Origin of the sequence: Flavivirga amylovorans (assembly GCF_030540875.1) — a bacterium.
Classification (GTDB): Bacteria; Bacteroidota; Bacteroidia; order Flavobacteriales; family Flavobacteriaceae; genus Flavivirga; species Flavivirga amylovorans.
Window position 1 is genome coordinate 605,851 of record NZ_JAUOEM010000001.1, and the last position, 19,487, is coordinate 625,337.

17 protein-coding genes are annotated in these 19,487 nt (G+C 30.2%); 14 read left to right on the top strand and 3 right to left on the bottom strand.

The genetic code is table 11. The annotated features are described in order from the left end of the window. From Q4Q39_RS02390 to Q4Q39_RS02425, 8 genes are all read left to right on the top strand, one after another. The gene (locus Q4Q39_RS02390; RefSeq protein WP_303280764.1) at nt 1-462 is read left to right on the top strand and encodes a hypothetical protein; all 462 of its coding nucleotides are present in this window, start codon (nt 1-3) and stop codon (nt 460-462) included. Continuing rightward, the gene (locus Q4Q39_RS02395) at nt 459-1,388 is read left to right on the top strand and encodes a DUF6175 family protein (RefSeq protein ID WP_303280765.1); all 930 of its coding nucleotides are present in this window, start codon (nt 459-461) and stop codon (nt 1,386-1,388) included. Before Q4Q39_RS02390 ends, Q4Q39_RS02395 begins: the two co-directional genes overlap by 4 nt. 10 nt (nt 1,389-1,398) lie before the next feature. Next, nucleotides 1,399-2,358 carry a hypothetical protein gene (locus Q4Q39_RS02400; RefSeq protein ID WP_303280766.1) on the top strand — a complete coding sequence of 320 codons (960 nt, stop codon included), beginning with the start codon at nt 1,399-1,401 and terminating at the stop codon, nt 2,356-2,358. Nucleotides 2,359-2,479: 121 nt separating this feature from the next. Further along, nucleotides 2,480-3,283: a M48 family metallopeptidase gene (locus tag Q4Q39_RS02405; protein ID WP_303280767.1), complete on the top strand. Its 804-nt coding sequence runs from the start codon at nt 2,480-2,482 to the stop codon at nt 3,281-3,283. A 2-nt stretch (nt 3,284-3,285) separates the two neighbouring features. Then, nucleotides 3,286-5,652, top strand: a complete 2,367-nt coding sequence (locus Q4Q39_RS02410) for an FHA domain-containing protein (RefSeq protein WP_303280768.1) — start codon at nt 3,286-3,288, stop codon at nt 5,650-5,652. 12 nt (nt 5,653-5,664) lie between these two features. After that, on the top strand, nt 5,665-6,537 hold the full coding sequence (locus Q4Q39_RS02415) for an LEA/WHy family protein (protein WP_303280769.1): 873 nt from the start codon (nt 5,665-5,667) through the stop codon (nt 6,535-6,537). After that, nucleotides 6,534-7,091: an RNA polymerase sigma factor gene (locus Q4Q39_RS02420; RefSeq protein ID WP_303280770.1), complete on the top strand. Its 558-nt coding sequence runs from the start codon at nt 6,534-6,536 to the stop codon at nt 7,089-7,091. Before Q4Q39_RS02415 ends, Q4Q39_RS02420 begins: the two co-directional genes overlap by 4 nt. Nucleotides 7,092-7,094: 3 nt before the next feature. Further along, nucleotides 7,095-8,219, top strand: a complete 1,125-nt coding sequence (locus tag Q4Q39_RS02425; RefSeq protein ID WP_303280771.1) for a hypothetical protein — start codon at nt 7,095-7,097, stop codon at nt 8,217-8,219. A gap of 857 nt (nt 8,220-9,076) precedes the next feature. Here the strand turns inward: Q4Q39_RS02425 and Q4Q39_RS02430 are convergent. Next, entirely contained in the window at nt 9,077-11,890 is a 2,814-nt protein-coding gene (locus Q4Q39_RS02430; RefSeq protein WP_303280772.1) for a serine/threonine-protein kinase, read from the bottom strand. A 346-nt stretch (nt 11,891-12,236) separates the two neighbouring features. On the opposite strand from Q4Q39_RS02430, the gene Q4Q39_RS02435 reads away from it, so the two are divergent. Both Q4Q39_RS02435 and Q4Q39_RS02440 read left to right on the top strand, forming a co-directional pair. Next, entirely contained in the window at nt 12,237-13,070 is an 834-nt protein-coding gene (locus tag Q4Q39_RS02435; RefSeq protein ID WP_303280773.1) for a hypothetical protein, read from the top strand. A 348-nt stretch (nt 13,071-13,418) separates the two neighbouring features. Then, a complete protein-coding gene (locus Q4Q39_RS02440; RefSeq protein ID WP_303280774.1) occupies nt 13,419-13,571 on the top strand; it encodes a hypothetical protein in 153 nt (50 codons plus the stop codon). Between the two features lie 203 nt (nt 13,572-13,774). On the opposite strand, the gene Q4Q39_RS02445 is transcribed toward Q4Q39_RS02440, so the two are convergent. After that, a complete protein-coding gene (locus tag Q4Q39_RS02445) occupies nt 13,775-14,224 on the bottom strand; it encodes a winged helix-turn-helix transcriptional regulator (RefSeq protein ID WP_303280775.1) in 450 nt (149 codons plus the stop codon). 82 nt (nt 14,225-14,306) lie between these two features. On the opposite strand from Q4Q39_RS02445, the gene Q4Q39_RS02450 reads away from it, so the two are divergent. Further along, the gene (locus Q4Q39_RS02450) at nt 14,307-14,654 is read left to right on the top strand and encodes a nuclear transport factor 2 family protein (RefSeq protein ID WP_303280776.1); all 348 of its coding nucleotides are present in this window, start codon (nt 14,307-14,309) and stop codon (nt 14,652-14,654) included. Between the two features lie 20 nt (nt 14,655-14,674). Here Q4Q39_RS02450 and Q4Q39_RS02455 read toward each other — a convergent pair whose 3' ends face one another. Further along, entirely contained in the window at nt 14,675-15,103 is a 429-nt protein-coding gene (locus tag Q4Q39_RS02455) for a winged helix-turn-helix transcriptional regulator (RefSeq protein ID WP_303280777.1), read from the bottom strand. Between the two features lie 201 nt (nt 15,104-15,304). Between Q4Q39_RS02455 and Q4Q39_RS02460 the strand changes: the two genes are divergently transcribed. The 3 genes from Q4Q39_RS02460 to Q4Q39_RS02470 all read left to right on the top strand — a co-directional run bounded on the left by Q4Q39_RS02460 (nt 15,305) and on the right by Q4Q39_RS02470 (nt 19,485). Next, nucleotides 15,305-16,087: an SDR family NAD(P)-dependent oxidoreductase gene (locus Q4Q39_RS02460; RefSeq protein ID WP_303280778.1), complete on the top strand. Its 783-nt coding sequence runs from the start codon at nt 15,305-15,307 to the stop codon at nt 16,085-16,087. A gap of 196 nt (nt 16,088-16,283) precedes the next feature. Next, nucleotides 16,284-18,656, top strand: coding sequence for an efflux RND transporter permease subunit (locus Q4Q39_RS02465; RefSeq protein WP_303280779.1), 2,373 nt, complete (start codon nt 16,284-16,286; stop codon nt 18,654-18,656). Between the two features lies 1 nt (nt 18,657). Further along, on the top strand, nt 18,658-19,485 hold the full coding sequence (locus Q4Q39_RS02470; protein ID WP_303280780.1) for an outer membrane lipoprotein-sorting protein: 828 nt from the start codon (nt 18,658-18,660) through the stop codon (nt 19,483-19,485). Nucleotides 19,486-19,487: the final 2 nt, after the last annotated feature.

Sequence of the window (19,487 nt, forward strand, 5' to 3'; positions counted from 1 at the left end):
ATGAAAACTCTAGTGAAAATTTTATTTATATTTTTTGTATTAGTACTTATAGCTTGTGGTGGTTCTAAACATGCCGAATTTACATCTGCAAAAGTTAAATATGTTTCAAATAATGATTTTGAAACATTAAGATTAAGTAGCATTGAGGTAGGTTCCAATAAGGAAGAAGCTATTTATAATGCCCAAAAACTGGCATTTCAAAACCTGTTTTTTAGAGGTATACCTAATTCCCCATATAAAAAGCCTTTAATAAGCCTTAATGAGGCAGAGGCTTATAAAAAACATAAAAAGTACCTAAATGATTTTTACAATGGCAGAATGCAAACGTTTATTACCAATTCAACCGACTTCATAAATAAAAAGGGTGCTGGAGTTACGGCAACTGTTAATTTAATCATTAATATGCGAGCTTTAAGAAAAGATCTTCAAAATAATAACTTAATGCAAAAATTTGGAATATGAAACAGCTAAGAAACTTATTAAGAATAGCAATTGTAACGTTACTTTTATTTCCTTTTGGAATCAATAGTTCTTATGCTCAGTGTGATGAGGATTTAAACGTTATTCAGCCCAGTATAATGGTATTGCCTAGAACAAAAGCGGGTGAAGACTTAAGGACGATTATAGATGAAAGACCCGAAATTCGTATAGGTATCTCTAAATTAACAGAATATCTAAATGAAAACCATGATTATCAAACTTATGATTTTGAAACTAAGTTAAAAGCGCTGATAAGGGATGGGGTAATTACTGATAGTCAAACCAAAAACGACGTAAAAGATGCGGTATTAAAGAATATACCAGCTGATATTGTCATGGAGATAGATCTTATGTATGTAGAGGCTGATTATGGTAACTTAGTTCGTATTGTTCTTGAAGCCAATGTAACTGCAACTGGGAAAAATATGGGCAGTAGTATTTGTGAGTCTAGAATTATGCGTATTACAGATATAGGGATGCTTACTGACCTTGCATTAAAGGGTAATACAAAAGCCAGTATTCCATGTGCTGATGAGTTTTTAAATAATATGTATAATGATTGGGCTAAAATTGCTACTGGAGGTCAATCTTTAAAAATAGATTTTGGCATTGAAAATAATTCTGAAAAGGACATGAATTATATAGTTCCGTCTAAAAAGGATAGACTTAAATACGTTATTGAAGATTGGCTAAAAGAAAATGCTCTTAGAGATGGTTACAAAATAACGATTTCTACTGAAAATAAATTGATTGTTGAAGATTTTCGGTTTTCAAAATGTGATCCTAAAACGGGAAAAAGACAATCTACAACAGATATTGAGCGCAAGCTAGACAGATTTTTCATTCAGCTAGATTTACCTGCTAAATTAATAAATAGTACGGGATCAATTTTTGTTAAAATTTTATAAAATATACATCATGAAAAACATATTTATTTTACTAATGTTTATTGGGGTTTCCCTAAAATGTTTGTCTCAAGAAAACAATATAAATCTATCGGTTATTTTGACAAATACTGGAATGGAAGAGTTGAGTCTAACCCAAAAAGAAAAAATTCAAAGGAAATTGTATACTATGGTTACTAATCATGGTATTGCAGGAGATAGTTATTTTGTTCTTTTTCCTAAATATGAGATTTACAACGAAACCCTAGTAGAAGGATTACAAAACCTTACTGTTTTAGATATTGAATTTAGTATGTTCATAAAAGAAATACAAACAGGTAGGATATATGGTTCCTTAACTCAAAAAATTCAAGCCCAGGGAACAACTAAACGTCGAGCAATAGACAAAAGTATTTCTAAAATAAAAACAAGTGGTAATGAAATTGAATCTTTTTTGGCTAAAACAAAGACAGAAATTATGGATTACTATACATCAAATTGTAATCAAATTAACTCGGAAGCAAATAGCTTAATGCAACAAAAAAGATTTAGAGAGGCAATTGCACTTTTATATGCAGTACCTAAAAGTACTGGAAGCGGTTGTTATAATAAAATACAGAGTAAACTTAATGAAGCTTATTTGGGGTATATGAATGCCACATGTGAAGAAAATATAATAAGGGCCAAAAATGCTATAAAGAACAATAATAATCATAGTGCTTTGGAAGTTTTAGAAGAAATTGACCCAGAATCTAATTGTTATAAGGAGGCTCAGCAATTAAGCTTGGAAATAAATGGAGATCTTAATAAAAAAACCTCTGTAAAAAAGACTGAAATAGCAGTTACAGGTGGTATTGAAACTACAACTTCCACTAAAAAGACTGATAAGAGCGGAAAAACTATTTCATTAGTACGAAAATCAAAAAAAGTTGAAGCTATAGCAAAAGTCCAGTACAGAAGTAGGCACGAAAAGTTTATTACAGATAACAATTAAATCTTTATATAATGATAGGCATGTTACTTTTTATAAATATAGAAAGTGCTATCTCAACGTACAAGTAATTAACAATTTTAAATAAGTAAAAATGAAATATAGTTTTTTAAATTTTTTCATAATGTTAATCACATTTAATTGTTTAGGTCAACAAATAGGAAATATTAATATAGAAGATTTAATAGGTAAGTATAGTATAAGTTTAAATGAAGTTGAAGGTCTAAATGATTGTGGACATATACTTGATGGTCCCTTGTATGTTATGAAGACGTTTGAGAATAAATCGTTGGATGCGGCTTTGCCTTTTGCTAATCTTAATACAAATGAAATAGGAAAAGAAATATATGAGAAAATTATTGAGTCTAATAAAGTATTGGATAATCATTGGGCAGAAAGCGATATAAATAATGTAATTAAGAGGCTAACAGCACAAATGGAACCACGCGATAAAAAAGTATTTAAACTAAATATTATTGATTCTGAAATAATTAATGCTTTCACTACTTATGGAGGATTTATATATATAACAACAGGTTTAATAGAATTTGTTGAAAGCTATGATGAATTGGCATTTATAATTGGTCATGAGATTGGTCACGAAATCAATTTGCATACACAAAGAAAGATAACAAAATTAATGATACCTTCTAACGTATTAAGTCAAATGAATCTAGATACTCTTAAAAATGTCGTTGTTAGTCTCAATACAAAGTTCTCAGCTCCTTTTGATCAGATAGATGAATATGAGGCCGATAAGTATGGTGTTATGCTTGCTTATAAAGCAGGGTTTGACTCTACTCGTTTTGCAGATTTTTTTAAAAAAATGGAGAAATACGATGACAAAAGTATTTTAAAAAAAATATCATCTACACATCCGTTTGCCGAGCATAGAAAGAATTGCATCAATAAATATATAGCTGAATAATTATGGAGGCGTTTTTCCTAATTCATAACGGTAAGAAAATTAAATTATATCCAGAAAAGGAATATACGATTGGTCGTAAAGGTCATGATGCAATTGTTGAAATCGATGATTCTTCTGTTTCAAGAAAGCATGGTGTTATTGAATTTGATGGCATCAAAACTTATATTAAAGACACAGAGAGTTTAAATGGTATATATATAAATGGTGAAAAGATCGTTCCTAATGTGTTAATAGAAATAAGTGAAAATGATAAAATAAACATAGGTTCTAAAAGCCTAATGATTGCTCTAGGTGGAAATAAAGCCTTAGAACAACCTCCAAAAGTTCATAATCAAATACCAGAAAATGAAATTTCAAAACTTAAAGAAAAAATAAAAAAAAATAAAGTTCTTAGCATTGGTAGATTGGTAAGTAATGATATTGTGATTGATGACCCTACTGTTTCAAGACAGCATGCCAAATTAAGCTATGAGAACAATCAATATTTCATTGAAGATTTAAGCTCTAAAAATAAAACGTACCTTAATGGTAATGAAATTAAAAATAAGACAAAGTTTGGAGATAATGATGTCATTACTATTTCATTCTATTCTATAAACCTTATAGAGGGACTTAAAGATCTAAAAAAAGAAAAGCATTCAATTTCTGCACTGTCAATAGAAAAAGTATATTCGAATGGAAAAGTAGGTTTACAACCTTTATCAATTAACATTAAAAAATCCTCTTTTATTGCCCTTATGGGACCTTCGGGTTGCGGAAAAAGTACACTACTTAAATGTCTAAACGGAGAAAACCCAGCAAGTGCAGGAGAAGTTTTTATTCATGGATTATCATTAAATAAGAATTTTAATTTAATAAAAAAGAAGATTGGTTATGTACCTCAGGATGATATAATTCATAAAGAGCTTACGGTTTATAAAACTTTATATTACGCTGCAAAGCTTAGGTTGCCTGATGATACTACAGATGATGAAATAAACAAAAGAATAACTAAAGTAATAAAGAACCTTAACCTTGAGCAGGATGAGAAAAAGAATATTAGAGATATAAAGGTAGACGATTTATCTGGTGGACAAAGGAAGCGAATTTCTATTGCAGTTGAACTTTTAACAGAACCAACCATTCTTTTTCTTGATGAACCTACTTCTCCTCTAGACCCAGAAACAATAGAAGGTTTCTTAAAAAGTTTAAAATCATTAACAAAAGAGGGTACAACCATTATTATGGTTACTCATAAACCAGAAGATTTAAACTATGTTGATGAGGTTGTTTTTCTTGGTGTTCAAGGGCATTTAACATATAAAGGAGCAGCTGGACGTCTAGTCTCTAATTTTAATGTAAATAATATTGTAGAAGTATATAGTAAAATGAGCAACCCTTTAGATGTAGTTCGTTTCTATAAAAAGCCAATAAAAAATTTAGAGCAAACTTCAATTGCTCCGCCAGAAATTAAAAAAGATAAAGCTGATTCTTTTTTTATACAATTATATTGGATGTGTATTAGATATTTTAGAATAAAATTAAATGATAAACAAAACCTTATTCTATTATTGGCTCAACCTTTAATTATTGCAGGTTTAGTTTGTTTAGTATTTAATCAGTTTAGAATTGGTGTGTTGTTTTTAATGACCATATCTGCCATTTGGTTTGGTGTAAGTAATGCAGCAAAAGAAATTGTTGGAGAAATAAATGTTTACAAAAGAGAGCGGATGTTTAATCTTAAAATTAACGCTTACATTATTTCAAAATGTTTAGTTTTATCTGTAATCGCACTAATACAGACGTTAGTGTTTGTAAGTATAATCTATTATAATTTTCAAGCAAACCCTGTTGCAGAATTTGAGGATATTTTTCTTAAACCTTATATATCAAACGTACTTTTTATGTTTTATATATCATTTTCTGCTACGCTAATAGGGTTGTTTTTATCTGCTTATTTTTCTTCAACAGAAAAAGTAATGACAGTAGTACCAATTACTTTGATGCCACAAATAATGCTTGCAGGAGTCATGACTAAAATTGATAATGTTCTTGTAGAGATTTTGAGTTTTACAACTTTAGGAAGGTGGGGAACTGAAGGTTTTGCCAGGATTCAAGATAAAGCTTTTGAAACTGATGAAGCTAGTGGTAGCATATTAGTTCCTGTTAATCAGGTTGTAAGTGATAATCAAATAATCGATGGTTGTAATTGTACTTCCGTAAACGCATTAACCAGCCTTGATTTGTATAATGAAAAGTTAATAGATGACGGAAAATTAATAGGCTCTATATTTAATAGTTTTCAAGCTAACTTACTAGTAATTGCATGCATTAGTATTCTGGCATATGTTTTAATATATTATTCTTTAAAGAGAAAAGATAGTTTATAACAGTTGTTAATCATGAAAAAATTAGTTACATATTTGATTATCATTATAGCGCTATCATCTTGCGGGAAAAAGCCAGATTTTGTTGCAATAGAGAATGTTGAGGTAGAAAGTATTAAAGATTCTGTTATTAACGTTAAAATGAATTATGTTGTTTTTAATTCAAACGCTGTAAAATCTAAATTAGAACAAGCTAATTTGAAGATTTACTTTCAGGATAAAGTAGTAGGAAAAGGATATTTAAATCAGACCGTTTTACTTTCACCTAAAGACACTATTTCTGTCCCTATAAAGTTTGAACTCAATTTAAAGCAACTTAGCAAATTTTATCCCATTCTGCTAGAATCTGATTCTTCTGAGTTTTATATGGAAAGTAATAGTAAGATTAAGGTCATGTTAAAAACGTTTTCTGTTAAAGGAAAAGAAACCATTTTTTTGGATACAAAAAACATCATTAAATCAGAACTAAATAATAGGTTCAACAATTCTGAAAATTTTAAAGTTAAAGGTGTAAGTGTTGATAAAATACCAACATTAAATGAATCGAGTTTTAACATTAATGTTCAGGCTAATAACAATTTGCCTTTTGATTATAAAGTAGAGCGGCTGGAGCTCACGTTTTATAATGCCTCTTCTCAAGTTGCTAAATGGCAATTACAACAATCATTTTTGCAAAAAGCTCATAAGACTACCTCAATACCTATTACAATTACTGTAAATAATCTCAACTTATTGAAAAATGCAGATATGTCATGGTTTGTAAAGAAAGAGATAGAGTTTGATATAAAGGGTAAAGCTGTTATCATAGTTAATGGATATGAATTTAATATACCCGTTGAAGATAAAATCAAATTCAAATTAAAAATATTAACTGGAATTTTTGAATGAAGGACAAAGAAATTATTGAAAGATTAAAAAATGGTGATGAAAGTGGGTTAAAACATTTATACCGCCATCAAAAAATGATAAAATCTTGGATAAATAAAAATAATGGTAATGGAGAGGATGCCGAAGATCTTTTTCAAAATGCAATACTTGTTTTCTACAAAAAAGTAATGTCAGGAGATTATGAGTATAAATCAAAGATTAGTACATATTTATTTTCAATATGTCAAAGACAATGGTTAAATGAATTAAACCGCAGAAAGAGTAAAGAGCAAACCACTGAAGATTTTATGAAATTTGATAAAGGAGTATATGAGAAACCCATGGAAGATGGCTCAAATGAGAAGCTTATAGGATACATTACAGAGCAATTAAATAAGTTAGGCGAGCCTTGTAAATCTTTATTAGAAGCTTCAATTTATCTGCAAGTGAGTATGAAAGATATAGCGTCAAAATACAACTATAAAAATGCTCATTCTGCAAGACAGCAAAAATTGAGATGCCTCCAGCGTTTAAGAGGAGGTATGAATAATGGTATTATCCAACAGTTAAGATAAGTTATGGAGGAAGAATTGAAAAATATAGATTTGATAGATAAGTATCTTAATCAAAATCTTGATGCAGAAGAATTAGAGTTTTTTAACACTCAAGTATTAAAAGACCCAAATTTTATAAAAGAGGTAGAACTGTATAGAATGATTTATGCTGGCATAGAAAGAAAAGGCGAGGATTCTTTAAAAGAAAGGCTAAATACATATTATGAAGAATATAAAAATGAAAATCTACCCAAAACAGATAAAGGCAAAGTAATTAAATTATTTGTAAAACTTAGTATTGCTGCTTCCGTTTTTTTAGGTGCTTACATTCTATTTAATAATGATAATCAAGGATTAGATCCAGTTAAGAATGGCCCTAATATAGTAGGCACTGACACAACAGGTATACAAAAATCTAAAGATTCTATTATAAAGAAAAGTAATGAGGTATTGGTAGAAGAGAATAATACTGAGAAGGAAATCATAGAAAAACGAGATCAAGGTAAAAATTTACTTTATGAAGATAATTCGCAATTATCAATTGGTGGCATACAGAAATTAAATAAAGACAAGATTAGGAGAATTATATACCCACAACAGTTACAATATAGTTTTGATGGTAAAACACTAGCACTGTTTGGTGATCCTTTATTGCCTGCTTTACAGTTACAAGTTTTAAAAACATCTACTGGAACTTATGTGTTAAAATATAAAAACAACTATTATAAAATTAATCAGAATAATTCAAAAAATAACCTGGTTAAAGTTTCGCAAAGTTACAGTATAAAGAAAAAGATAGATGAACAAATTAATGTTAATGTCAGGAGTATTATTGAAACCTCAAACCCCTTAACAAACCTGGAAGTACTTATTAATGATGATAATTCATCTCCTAATTATAAATTTATTAAAGAAGATAGTCGACTTGTTCTATCCGGGAATTTAGATTATTCTAAAGCCTATGTATTTTCACTAGAGCAAGAAAATGAAATCACCTATTTTTTAAAAATAGAAAATAATCTGTACGAACTAAATTCTAATAATCAAGCATCAACTCAACTAACAAAAATGGATATTTTAAAAAATAATAAAACTCGAATTTTTAGAGAAAGAGATTCTTTTATAAAAAATGTATACTTAGCTAATTAAAAACTATTCTTTAACAATACCTAAGTGTTCTATTACCAATAAAATAAACAAAAACATGAGTATTACTAATTATTTTTTAGAAAAAGGAGCTACATTATAAGTATACAGTATACATTAGAGGGGGAAATAGGTATTGGAGGTTTTGTCATAACTTATAAAGGCATTTATAAAAGGAAAGTAGATATTAAAGAACGGTTTAATAATATAAAGACTACCGTTTCTATACCTGTTGACATTAAAGAACTTTTTATAGAGGGAAATAGGTCTTATAAGTTGAAATGATTTCTCCAATTGTTGTAGAAGTATTAAATTAACCTGAGTTTCTATGTTAAAAACATCTTGTGTAATCCAATGAAATACAGCTATTTGTCATGACGGAGTGAAGCATGAGCCCTTCGACTGCGCTCCTTTAGGATAAACTTTCGAGACATCTCATCATAATGAGATTCCCTGCCTGCCAATGTCATTAAGTTAAAGGAATTTATTTTATTTTGTCACGTTGAGCGCAGTCGAAACGCTATTGAAAGCAAGTAGTTTAAATGTCTTCGACTGCGCTCAGACTGACACCACAGTCTTAACTTAATGACATTGGCCGGCAGGCTCCTCGTTCCTCGTTGGAATGACGTGATTTCTTTTTTAAAACCTTTTAAGTGTTTGATTATCTATATAACTAACGTTAAATTAAATTGTTATAATGCAAAACAGTACTATGTAGTTTGAAATAATTATAAAACACTATTTGTGGTTATTTAATTGTAAATCAAATGGATATATTATTCATAATGACGTGTCAGTAGTTATAATAAAATCCCATAAAGGAGTTTTTAAGAAGTAAGTAATTTACTTTATAAATAATTTTATCTGGTTTGCGTTCCAGTTACCCTAAAATTATCAAAAGATACAATAGTATTAGGTTTTTCAGAATATGTAACAACAACTCCTGCCCAACTACCTTCAATAGGTGATATTCTAAAATTATAAATAACCAATTGATTATTTAGATAGCATGATATGTAGTTACCTTCTTTAACAACTTTTAAGGTATTGTTGGTTTTTTTTGGGGAGACGTTTATCCTTTTTAACTCTTTCCACTTTTTGTCTTTAAACAAATGTAATTCAACATAGTTGTTTGCAATATTAAATACATGACCATTTGTACCATCATAATCAAAGTACAACCCAGTATGTGTTTGAGATTCACTAATAATAATATCAGTTTCAACGGTGTATTTATAAGTGTCTATCTCAAAATCATCACCCTTCCAATAACTATAATTGTCATTAATAACTTTAAGTTGTAAACTTTCAAAAATATATTTCCACGTACGGTTATCACTACTAGACTCTTTAAATCTGGATGTAGATGTCTCATCCGAAAAATCATCATAATACTCGAAATCCTTAATTATATGTTTTGCTCCTTTATTAACTAAAAGATTTTTGATTTTTTCATTATTTAAATTTTTAGCATAGTACAACATACTATTTCCACCCTTAACAGTATCATTAATAAAATTTACAGCTTCAGTATTTAAAATACGCTCTAAAATATTGAGATCTTTAGTATCAATAGCTTCTTTTAGTGATAAATAGCCGTCTTCATCTTTGCCTTCCCAACCAGCGTCAATTAACTTTGTAGCAATTTTCTCTTGATTTGAAGCATTTTCATCTGAATACTTGGAAAGTATATCAGACATAATATTAGGATAAGAATTAAAATCAAAAGTACCAATGGCATCCATAGTTTTATCGAGTAGGGCATAGTCTATGTTTTCAATTGCTTGTTCGATATTGTAGCCATTTTTTGATTTTGAAAAGTTGTACGAAAAACGACCTCCCAAAACCAAAAAAATAAACAAAAAACCTGAAATGTAATATTTTTTTAGTGCAGCGTTTTTTAAAGCATCATAAGTAATTATTGAAAACCCTAGAATTATTGATAATAACCAAACATAGTAGCCTGATTTTAGCTTATTTATGTGTAAAGTTCCGCTTATGTCTAGAGCATTATGTAACCAACTAGAATAACCATTGCCAGAACTAAGAAACATCCACCATGATGATGCTATGAAAATGCTACAAATAAAAAGAATTATTACAAATTTCAAGAAATCTTTATGCTTTTTAAATAAAAACAAAAAAATTGCCATTGTAAAAAAAACATTTGGTATTAAGGTAAGAAACCTACCATCACTAAATTTAATTAAGTGTATGGTATCAAAACCATTATAATCATTATAAATTGTTAATAAAAAAGAAAAGCAAAACAGAATTAAAGCAAAAAGTAAAAAGTATACATTAAGAGGCTTGTTTAGGAAAATGGTTTTTAAATTCCTTTTTCGAAGTAGTAGCCAAAAAGGAAAAATGATTTCTACAGACCAAAACAAGATTTTAAAAAAATACCATATAAACCAATCACTGGATTTCTCTGGAAAAGATTCAATTATTCCTAATGTTAGAAGTATATTACCATACAATAATATACCATAGCATATAACTTTAGCTATGGCATTCTCTTTAGATTTTAATATTAAAAAAAACAAAAGCGTTATACAAATAGGATAGAGGGATATTATGAAAAACTCGTAGTTACCAAATCCAACTATAAATGTACCTAAACTTGCCAGTAAATTTATAATTCCAAAAACCCATAAGATAATTTTTTCCCATTTGCGGAGTTGGTTTTTATTTTCAGAAGGGTTTTTTTTAAAACTCTTTACGGAATTTTGTTGCTGATTTAATATTATTGTTTCATCAATAATTTCTTTTTTTTGTGGTTTTACTATTTTAGTTTTTTCATCCAGTTCTTTTATTAATAACAAAAGGTCATCAACTTTTTTTGGTCTTTTTGCTGCTTCTTTTTGAAAACAAGCTTTAAGCATATCAACATATGAACTAGGTACTTTTGAATAATCTGGAGTATCATTCACAATAGCATCTTTTACCAATTCATAATCTTTGCTGTTGTTTCCAAAAGGTAACTTACCTGTTAACATACGGTAAATAATAACTCCAATAGCCCAAATGTCCGTTCGGTTAGTTATTTCTCCATCTATGCCAAAACGTTTCTTGTAAATTTGCTCAGGAGCCATGTAATGAGGGGTACCAACACCTTCAGTCATGGAATGCTGTAATAAGTTATCCGAAAATACATCTCGACTTATACCAAAATCTGTAATCTTAGCAATAGGAAAACCTTTCCTGTTCTTAGTGATAAGTATATTACCAGGTTTTAAATCTCTATGTATTATCCCTTCAGTATGCAAATAACTAACTCCGTTAAGAATATCCTTAATTATTTTATCTAATAGGTTGTTTTCTGGGTGGGTTTGCATAAAATTTGCTAGTGTACCTTCAGTAGCATATTCCATAATTAATACCGCATGGCTAATTGAGCGCCCCATAACATCTTCATGCTTTAAGTAATCTAAACCAAAATAGGTAATGATATTTGAATGTGATAAACCATCTACGTTTTGAAATTCTTTTTCTAAACTATATTTTTTTAATCCTGTGCTAACAGAAGACCCTTTAGAAACAGCTTCTTTATAAATTTTAAGTGCTACATACCTGTTGTTGGTATTTGTGTCTTTAGCCTTAAAAACTTCAGCAAATGCTCCTTCAGCAATTAAATCATTATCAGGATTCCATTTATATTGGTTGAGATTCATTTAAAATTACTTTTGGTTAGTTGAGTAAATATAGTTTACACTGTTATTAAAACAAAAAAGGATGTTACTTATAATAACTTTTTTTTTTGAGTAATCTGACTCATTTTATTGCTTCATTATTAAGTGTTTAATAGTTAATAGCAAAATTTAAAAAATGTCACTCTTCTAGTTATCATCTAAATTAATTTATAACCACTTAAGGGGATTTGTTTTTTAGTATATAATGTAGAATTGAATAATTTTTTACCAAAAATTAAACGATTTTTTTAAAATTACTTAAATCGGGAAGTGACATTTTCAAATTAGCAGTATAAACCAATATAAATAACTATTAAAACCGCATAAAATGAAGTCACTAAAAATTAATAATCCTGCCCTCAATAATGCATTTTTTTTAAATGTATTAACCATAAGATTAATTACAGCTTTTTTCTTTACAATTATATTTTCTATTGGAGTCCATGCACAAGATGTGTTCGAAATAAAATTTACAGCTGGTTATACTCAATACAGAGGCGCTCTGGTAATTTATAATAGTGGGTCTGGAAAAATGAGAGTTAGATATTATAGTAATGGTAAAACCAAAATGGTTGAACAAACAATGAAAATTGAGAATACTCAATATGGTATGAGACTTACAGGATATAATCCTGTTTACCCCAATACGTCTATTAAACACCCTTCGTATAATGCAGATAATTTTTATATATCGGTTAATGAAAATGGTAAATATAGTATAACCAATATAGATGATGGTGGAACTCCAGCTAAGACTACTATACGGTTAATAAAGGGGAAATATTCTATTGATAAATTTCTGGGTGATTTTAACTGGGAACTTAATTCTACTAGCACTTCTAAACAAATTTATTTTAAGAATACTTGTAGTTCTGATATAAAATTAGCAGTTAGATATCGTTATAATGATGAGAGTTGGACAACGAAATACTGGTACAATATTGATGGTAATGAAAGAACATACTTATCTTCAAATGGAAATAGACTAACTACCAATAACAGCATAGTTTATATTTATGCTAAAATTCCTGGTGAGAATTATGAATGGTCTGGTGAAAAATCTAGATATATAAATGGTGAATATTACGATATGATGGAATATGAAATGAATATAGACTCCGATGGAGATTATTATATTTCTTTAAATTGCTTAAATCGTTAAAAGAAGATAAATATGATGACTGTCCAAATTACCTTTTTATTGCTAATAGGTAAATAGAATTTAATCTATGATTATATAAAAACACTATGGGTATATTTAAATTTTTTATGTAAATGCCTTATTCGTATGAATAATTATGGATTTTAATAATTTTTCATAAATATTTAGGTATATAAACTTTCTTAAAATATGAAATACTTATAAAATCATAAAAAAGAATCCAATAAAAATTCGTTGTGAAATTATCACGACATGAAAACGTGTTATCACTTGATAATAGCAATGATATAAGTGAACATCCTAAATATTACACTTTTAAAAAATTTGGGTGCAAGAGATTTTACCCAAATGAAAAAGAAATTTTCTGAAAATGTAGTTTGGCGACTTTTCAATCCGATGATTCCTAATATTGTTGGTAACTATTTCGGAGTTGATGGAGTTTTAAAGTTATTTAGAACATTTGATATTATAATACGGGATCCCTTGAATATACTCCCATGAAAATAATTGCTGTTGGAAAAGAATTGATAATAATGCATGTTAAAAACCGAATGAGTGCGTACACAAATCTTGTAAAAATAAATACTTTTCAGACCTCTTGTTATTAATTTCATTTTCTATTAAAAGAACAGAAATAGTTGATGGTCGAAATATTCGACATCCAATACCTAATCTTCTTTCATGACGTTACATTTAGTTTTTGGTTAGCAATAGTTTTTAGCATCAAAATTTCTAACAGAAGTGATAATCTCTTTAAGAAAGGTATCTTTATCTGTCATTATCCTGTGAATTACTGCGTTCATTTTGTCAGAATCTTGGTTTGAAACTTGTAAGGTATTATCAAAATTAAAGCCAAAAACGAGCATTTCCAGTACAATAGGAATTAATCCAATACCTTTTTCTGTAAGGGTATAGACTTTCTTTGTTTTTTGGAGTTCATATTTTTTGCTAATTAAAAAATCATTAGATTCCAGCATTTTTAATCTATCTGATAAAATATTAGTAGCAATACCTTCACCGCTTTCTAGGAATTCATTATAGAAACGCAAACCTCTAAAAACAATATCTCTTATTATTAATAGTGTCCATTTGTCACCAAGTATATCTAAAGCCCTACTTATAGGGCATTCAGACCTTTTATTATTTTTTTTCATCAAATACTTGTTTTTTGCAAGTTATCATGTATATTTGCATCACTTGCTTTTTGCAAGTAACAAATATAATTAATTTAAAGTTATGACAAAACCATTGAAAGTAGTAGAAGGCTTTTTTAAAGCGATTAACGTCGGCGATTTTAACTTAGCAAAAGAATTTATGACAGACAATCATGAATACCATGGTCCCATGTTCTCAACCACTAACCCACAAGATTATTTTGAAAAATTAAAGGCCTTCGAAATGGAGTTTGCTGTTGAAACCCAAGATATGTTGGTAACGGATAATAGCGTAACACATGTAGCTGTTTTAAAAGTTATTTCACCAATGCAAGTAAGTATACCCACTTGTGAAGTTTTTAAAATTAGACAAGGGAAGATTGCAAAACAATTATTCTATTTTGATACGGCTCTGTTTCCTAAAGGATAATTAACTTCAAGAATAAAGAATTATATCTTCTTAGAGACTTTTTTATATTCTTTAAGTAAGGCAGTACTCATTTTTTCTTGTAAAGACTTTCCGCCATCAACAATCTCTTTGACATGTTTTTTATCTTTTTCAGATACATCTCTGTGTTTAGTACTCCATTGAGCAATTTCTAACATTACTGGCATTAAATCAATCCCTTTTTTAGTAAGCGTGTACACATTTTTTTGTTTGTGGTGCTCATCTTTGCTCTTGATAATTACACCTAAATCCTCCAGTTTATTCAATCTGTTGGTTAATATATTGCTCGCTATTTTTTCATCGGATTCGCGTATTTCATTGAAATAACGTTTCCCATCAAACATAAGGTCTCTAATAATTAATAAAGTCCATTTATCGCCAAAGACTTCTAAGGCTTGATTTATAGGGCATTGAGATTTACAATCCTTCATTTTAGTAATTTTATTTTGAAACTAGTTGCATAATACAATTAGTTTTGTATATATTTGTCTGGTTGTTTTTTGCAACTGGTCAAATATACTACTAAAAATTCAAATGAGTATGAGTAAATTATATATAATAGAACATTATGAGGTGTTAAATAAGCAGGATTATTTTTTTCGAGAATATATAAATAACTAAAAATATAGAAAATGAAAAGTCAATTATTAGAAAACAAAAATGCTCTTATTTTTGGAGCCAAAGGAGCCACAGGTATAAAAGTAGCTGAAGCATTAAAAGAAAATGGTGCTAACATATACATGTCAGATATCAATGTTGATGGTATAGAAACGTCAGATCTAGGTGATATAAGAAGATTAGATACTTTAAATGTAGACGACGTAAAACAATATTTTAATTGGTTTGAAAAAGAGCACGTTAGCGTAGATATTGTTATTAATCTTAGTACTTCAGATCCAGCAGATTATAATCATGGCAAACCAGCGATGGATGTTTCTTTAGAACAATTCATGATGCCTCTTAAGAGCACTACAGCTTCACAGTTTGTAACAGCTAAAGCTTCATATTCAGTAATGTCTAAACAAAAAAGTGGTGTTATTATTTTTATAACGTCCACATTAGCAAAAGTAGGTTCACCATGGAGTCCAGCTTTAACCGCTTCGCATGCAGCTACAGAAGGTTTGCTTAAAAGCTTGGCAAACGAATGGGGGCCTGAAGGCATCCGGGTTATAGGTGTGCGATCTGAGGCTATGCCAGATTCACCAACTATAGATTATACGTTTACGACTATGGGAGCAAATATGAGCATGAATAGAGATGACATGCAAGGGTTTATTGAACAAAACAAGACCGCATTAAAAAGGCTTCCATCTACCAAAGAAACAGCAAATGTGGTCGTACTGGCCGCTTCAGATTTGGCAGGTTATATGACGGGAACCATACTTAACCATTCAGGCGGACACATATTGGAATAAGCATACCTCCAGTTTTAAGATAATAACTTGAATGTAGAGGTCTGTGGTTGGTCAGCTTACATTCATTAGAAACCCCTTGGGATGCAGGGCTATGAAATACAATTGGGTAAAATATACCCATTCTTTGTCCAAAATACACCCTGAGGTTGTCTAAGATATATAGATCCAATAAAAATGAACAAATCACTATTAAAAAATGGAAACAAAAAAAATGAGCAAAGCCGAAATGTTTTTTAACAAAGCCATAAAATACCCTTGGTTAATAATTATAAGCTGCATCCTATTAGTTGGCGCAGTAACAAGCCAATTGCCTAAAATGGTAATAGATACAACCATCGAAGCTTATATACCAGCAGGACATCATTCTTTAGAAAATAGAGAAGAGGTTCGAGACATCTTTGGGCTTTCAGATCCCATAGTAGTTGCTGTTGTTAATGAAGAAAAAGAAGGCGTGTTTACTCCCGAAATGCTCAACTTTATTAAGAAATTAAGTGAAGAAGTTCAGTTAATAGAAGGTGTTGACCCCGAAAAAATAACGAGCCTTTCTACAGAAAATAATATTTACGGCACAGAAACAGGCATGGTTGTAGATCCATTTATTGGGGAAATTATAGGCTCGCAAAATGAGGCTGATAAAATTCGAAAAGACGCATTGAGTTTTCCATTATACAAAGGAAACTTAGTTAGTATTGACGGGACTACTTCCTTAATTGTAATTGAGTTATTAGATAAAATTAAATATGGGAAACAAGCCTATAAGGATATAAAAAAACTGTCTGAAGAATTACTATCTAAAGAGGTTAAATTACCAAATGCGCAAGTGCATGTAGCAGGAGAGGGCGGTGTTATTAGCCATCAGGCGGAATATATAGATGGTGATGCTAAGAAGATGACACCTTTAGCCTTTTTAGTTATCCTAATCGTTTTAATTATAGCTTACCGTACATTTAGAGGTTTATACTTATCAATCATAGTTATTTTTGGATCTGTATTAACAGCCATGGGAGTTATGGCAGCTGTTGGAGTTCCAATGTATTTATCCTCTAACGTTATCCCCGTTATACTTATAGCCATTAGTGTGGCAGATGCCATTCATATTCTTGGTGCATACTACGAGATTTTAGCTAAATACCCCAACAAATCGTCACGGGAAGTCACGCTCATAACTATGAAAGAAATGTGGAGACCAGTGACATTTACTAGTCTAACCAATATAGCTGGGTTTCTAGCATTGGGTTTAACATCAACAGTTCCTCCATTGCGAATGGTTGGCATATTTTCCTCGGTAGGCGTACTTGCTGCTTGGTTGTTATCGCTATTCTTAGTACCAGCTATTTTAATCTTATTAAAACCAAAATTAAGCAAAGCATATCAAAAAGCAACCTTAGAAGGAGGAATCAAAACAGATATATTTGGTCGATTCATGGAGGCTATAGGAAGATCCGTTTTAGCCAAACCAAAATTTATTTTAGGGATTACAGTAATGATCTTTATTATTGGGTTTTTGGGAGCTTCTAAGGTATATGTGGATGAGGCCAGTATTGACAATTTTAGTCCAGCAACAGATATTTATAAAGCGGATAGATTGATTAATTCTAAAATGAACGGAGCTAACACTTTTGATGTTATGGTTTCGGCAAAAGAAGATGAAGGCCTATACAAACCAGAGAATCTTAAAAAAATAGAATCACTTCAACGCTATATTGAAACACTTCCTAATGTTGGTGGTACTACTTCGATTGTCGATATTATTAAACAGATGAATAAATCGTTAAATGAGAATAAGGAAGAAGCTTATGTCATACCAGATGATGGTGATATGGTCGCTCAATTGTTTCTATTATATAGTGCCAGTGGTGACCCAGCCGACCTCGAAAAATTTATTGATTATGATTACAGTAAAGCCAACATTGCTATTACCCTTAATGACGGTAAATATACGAGTGCTAAAAAAGTCATTGAGCCTCTTAAGCAACATATTGCCACTCAATATGCCAATGGAGATGTTGAAGTAAAGATTGCTGGTTGGATGAACATCTTTTATTATTGGTTAGGTGGTATAGGTTTTAGTAATTATCTAGGTTTAATTATAGCATTAATAGCCGTATGGGTTTTAACATCGCTGAGTTTTAAATCAGCCATTGCAGGACTCTATGCCGTTTTTCCTGTATTCACTGCCATTTTTATGTTTTATGCTGTGATGGGATATTCTGGAATCACCCTAAATACAGCTACGACTATGTTTGGGGCTATTGCCATTGGTGTAGCCGTAGATTTTGCTATACATATTATTCAACATATTAAAGACTCAGTAACCAAAAAAGGATTATCCATAGAAGAAGGTTTAATAGATTTATTTCCATCAACAGGCCGTGCTTTATTATTCAATGTTATAGCTATCTGCCTTGGCTTCGGAATTAATATGACAAGTAGCCTGCCTCCTTTTATCATCTTTGGAGCATTGATTACAACATGTGTCGCCAGTAGTTTCTTGGCAAGCATTACTATTTTGCCAGCACTTATTAAAACATTTAAGCCTAAGTTTTTAAGCCCAGTTAAAACCAATTAAAATGCATTTAATTTTAAAAAAATCACATATAAAATTATCAATATATAGCACTCTTTTCGCATTGTTTATACCAGTATCTATGTTAGCACAATCGCTTCCTTTAGGAAATGACGTTGTAAAAAGAGTGAATGAACGTAATGAGGGTGAACACCTAGTACAAGATCTTAAAATGACATTGATCAACAAAAAAGGCAAAAAGCAAATAAGAGATACCAAAAGCTATCGAAAGGACTATGACGATCAGAGAAAAACCATTTTATTGTATTCAAGTCCATCCAATGTAAAAGGGACAGCGTTTATGTCTTACGATTATCACGAAGCTATGAAAGACGATGACCAATGGTTGTATTTACCTGCTCTTAGAAAAACAAGAAGAATTTCTGCCGCTAATCGGGGTGATTATTTTTTAGGAACAGATTTTACCTATGAGGATATAAAACTAGGTACAAAAATGAGTCAAGACGATTATAGCTATACTTCTATAAAAGAGGCGGACATTAATGGTCATACATGCATTTTAGTTGAAGCAATTCCTAAAACAGATAAAATTGCAAGAGAATTAGGCTATAAAAAAGTACACCAATGGATTGATGCGTCTATTTGGATGGTTAGGCAATCTAAATACTGGGATATTGCAGGAAATGAACTTAAGTCCACCTATGTAAAAGATATCAAGCGAATACAAGGTATATGGACATTTCAATCTTTAGAGGCAATAAATCATAAAAACGGACATAAAACAACAATCACTTTTGGTAATAGTGATTATAAAGTACCAGTTGATGACGATTTATTTTCTGAAGAATCTTTAGTAAGGGGCGTTAATTGAGG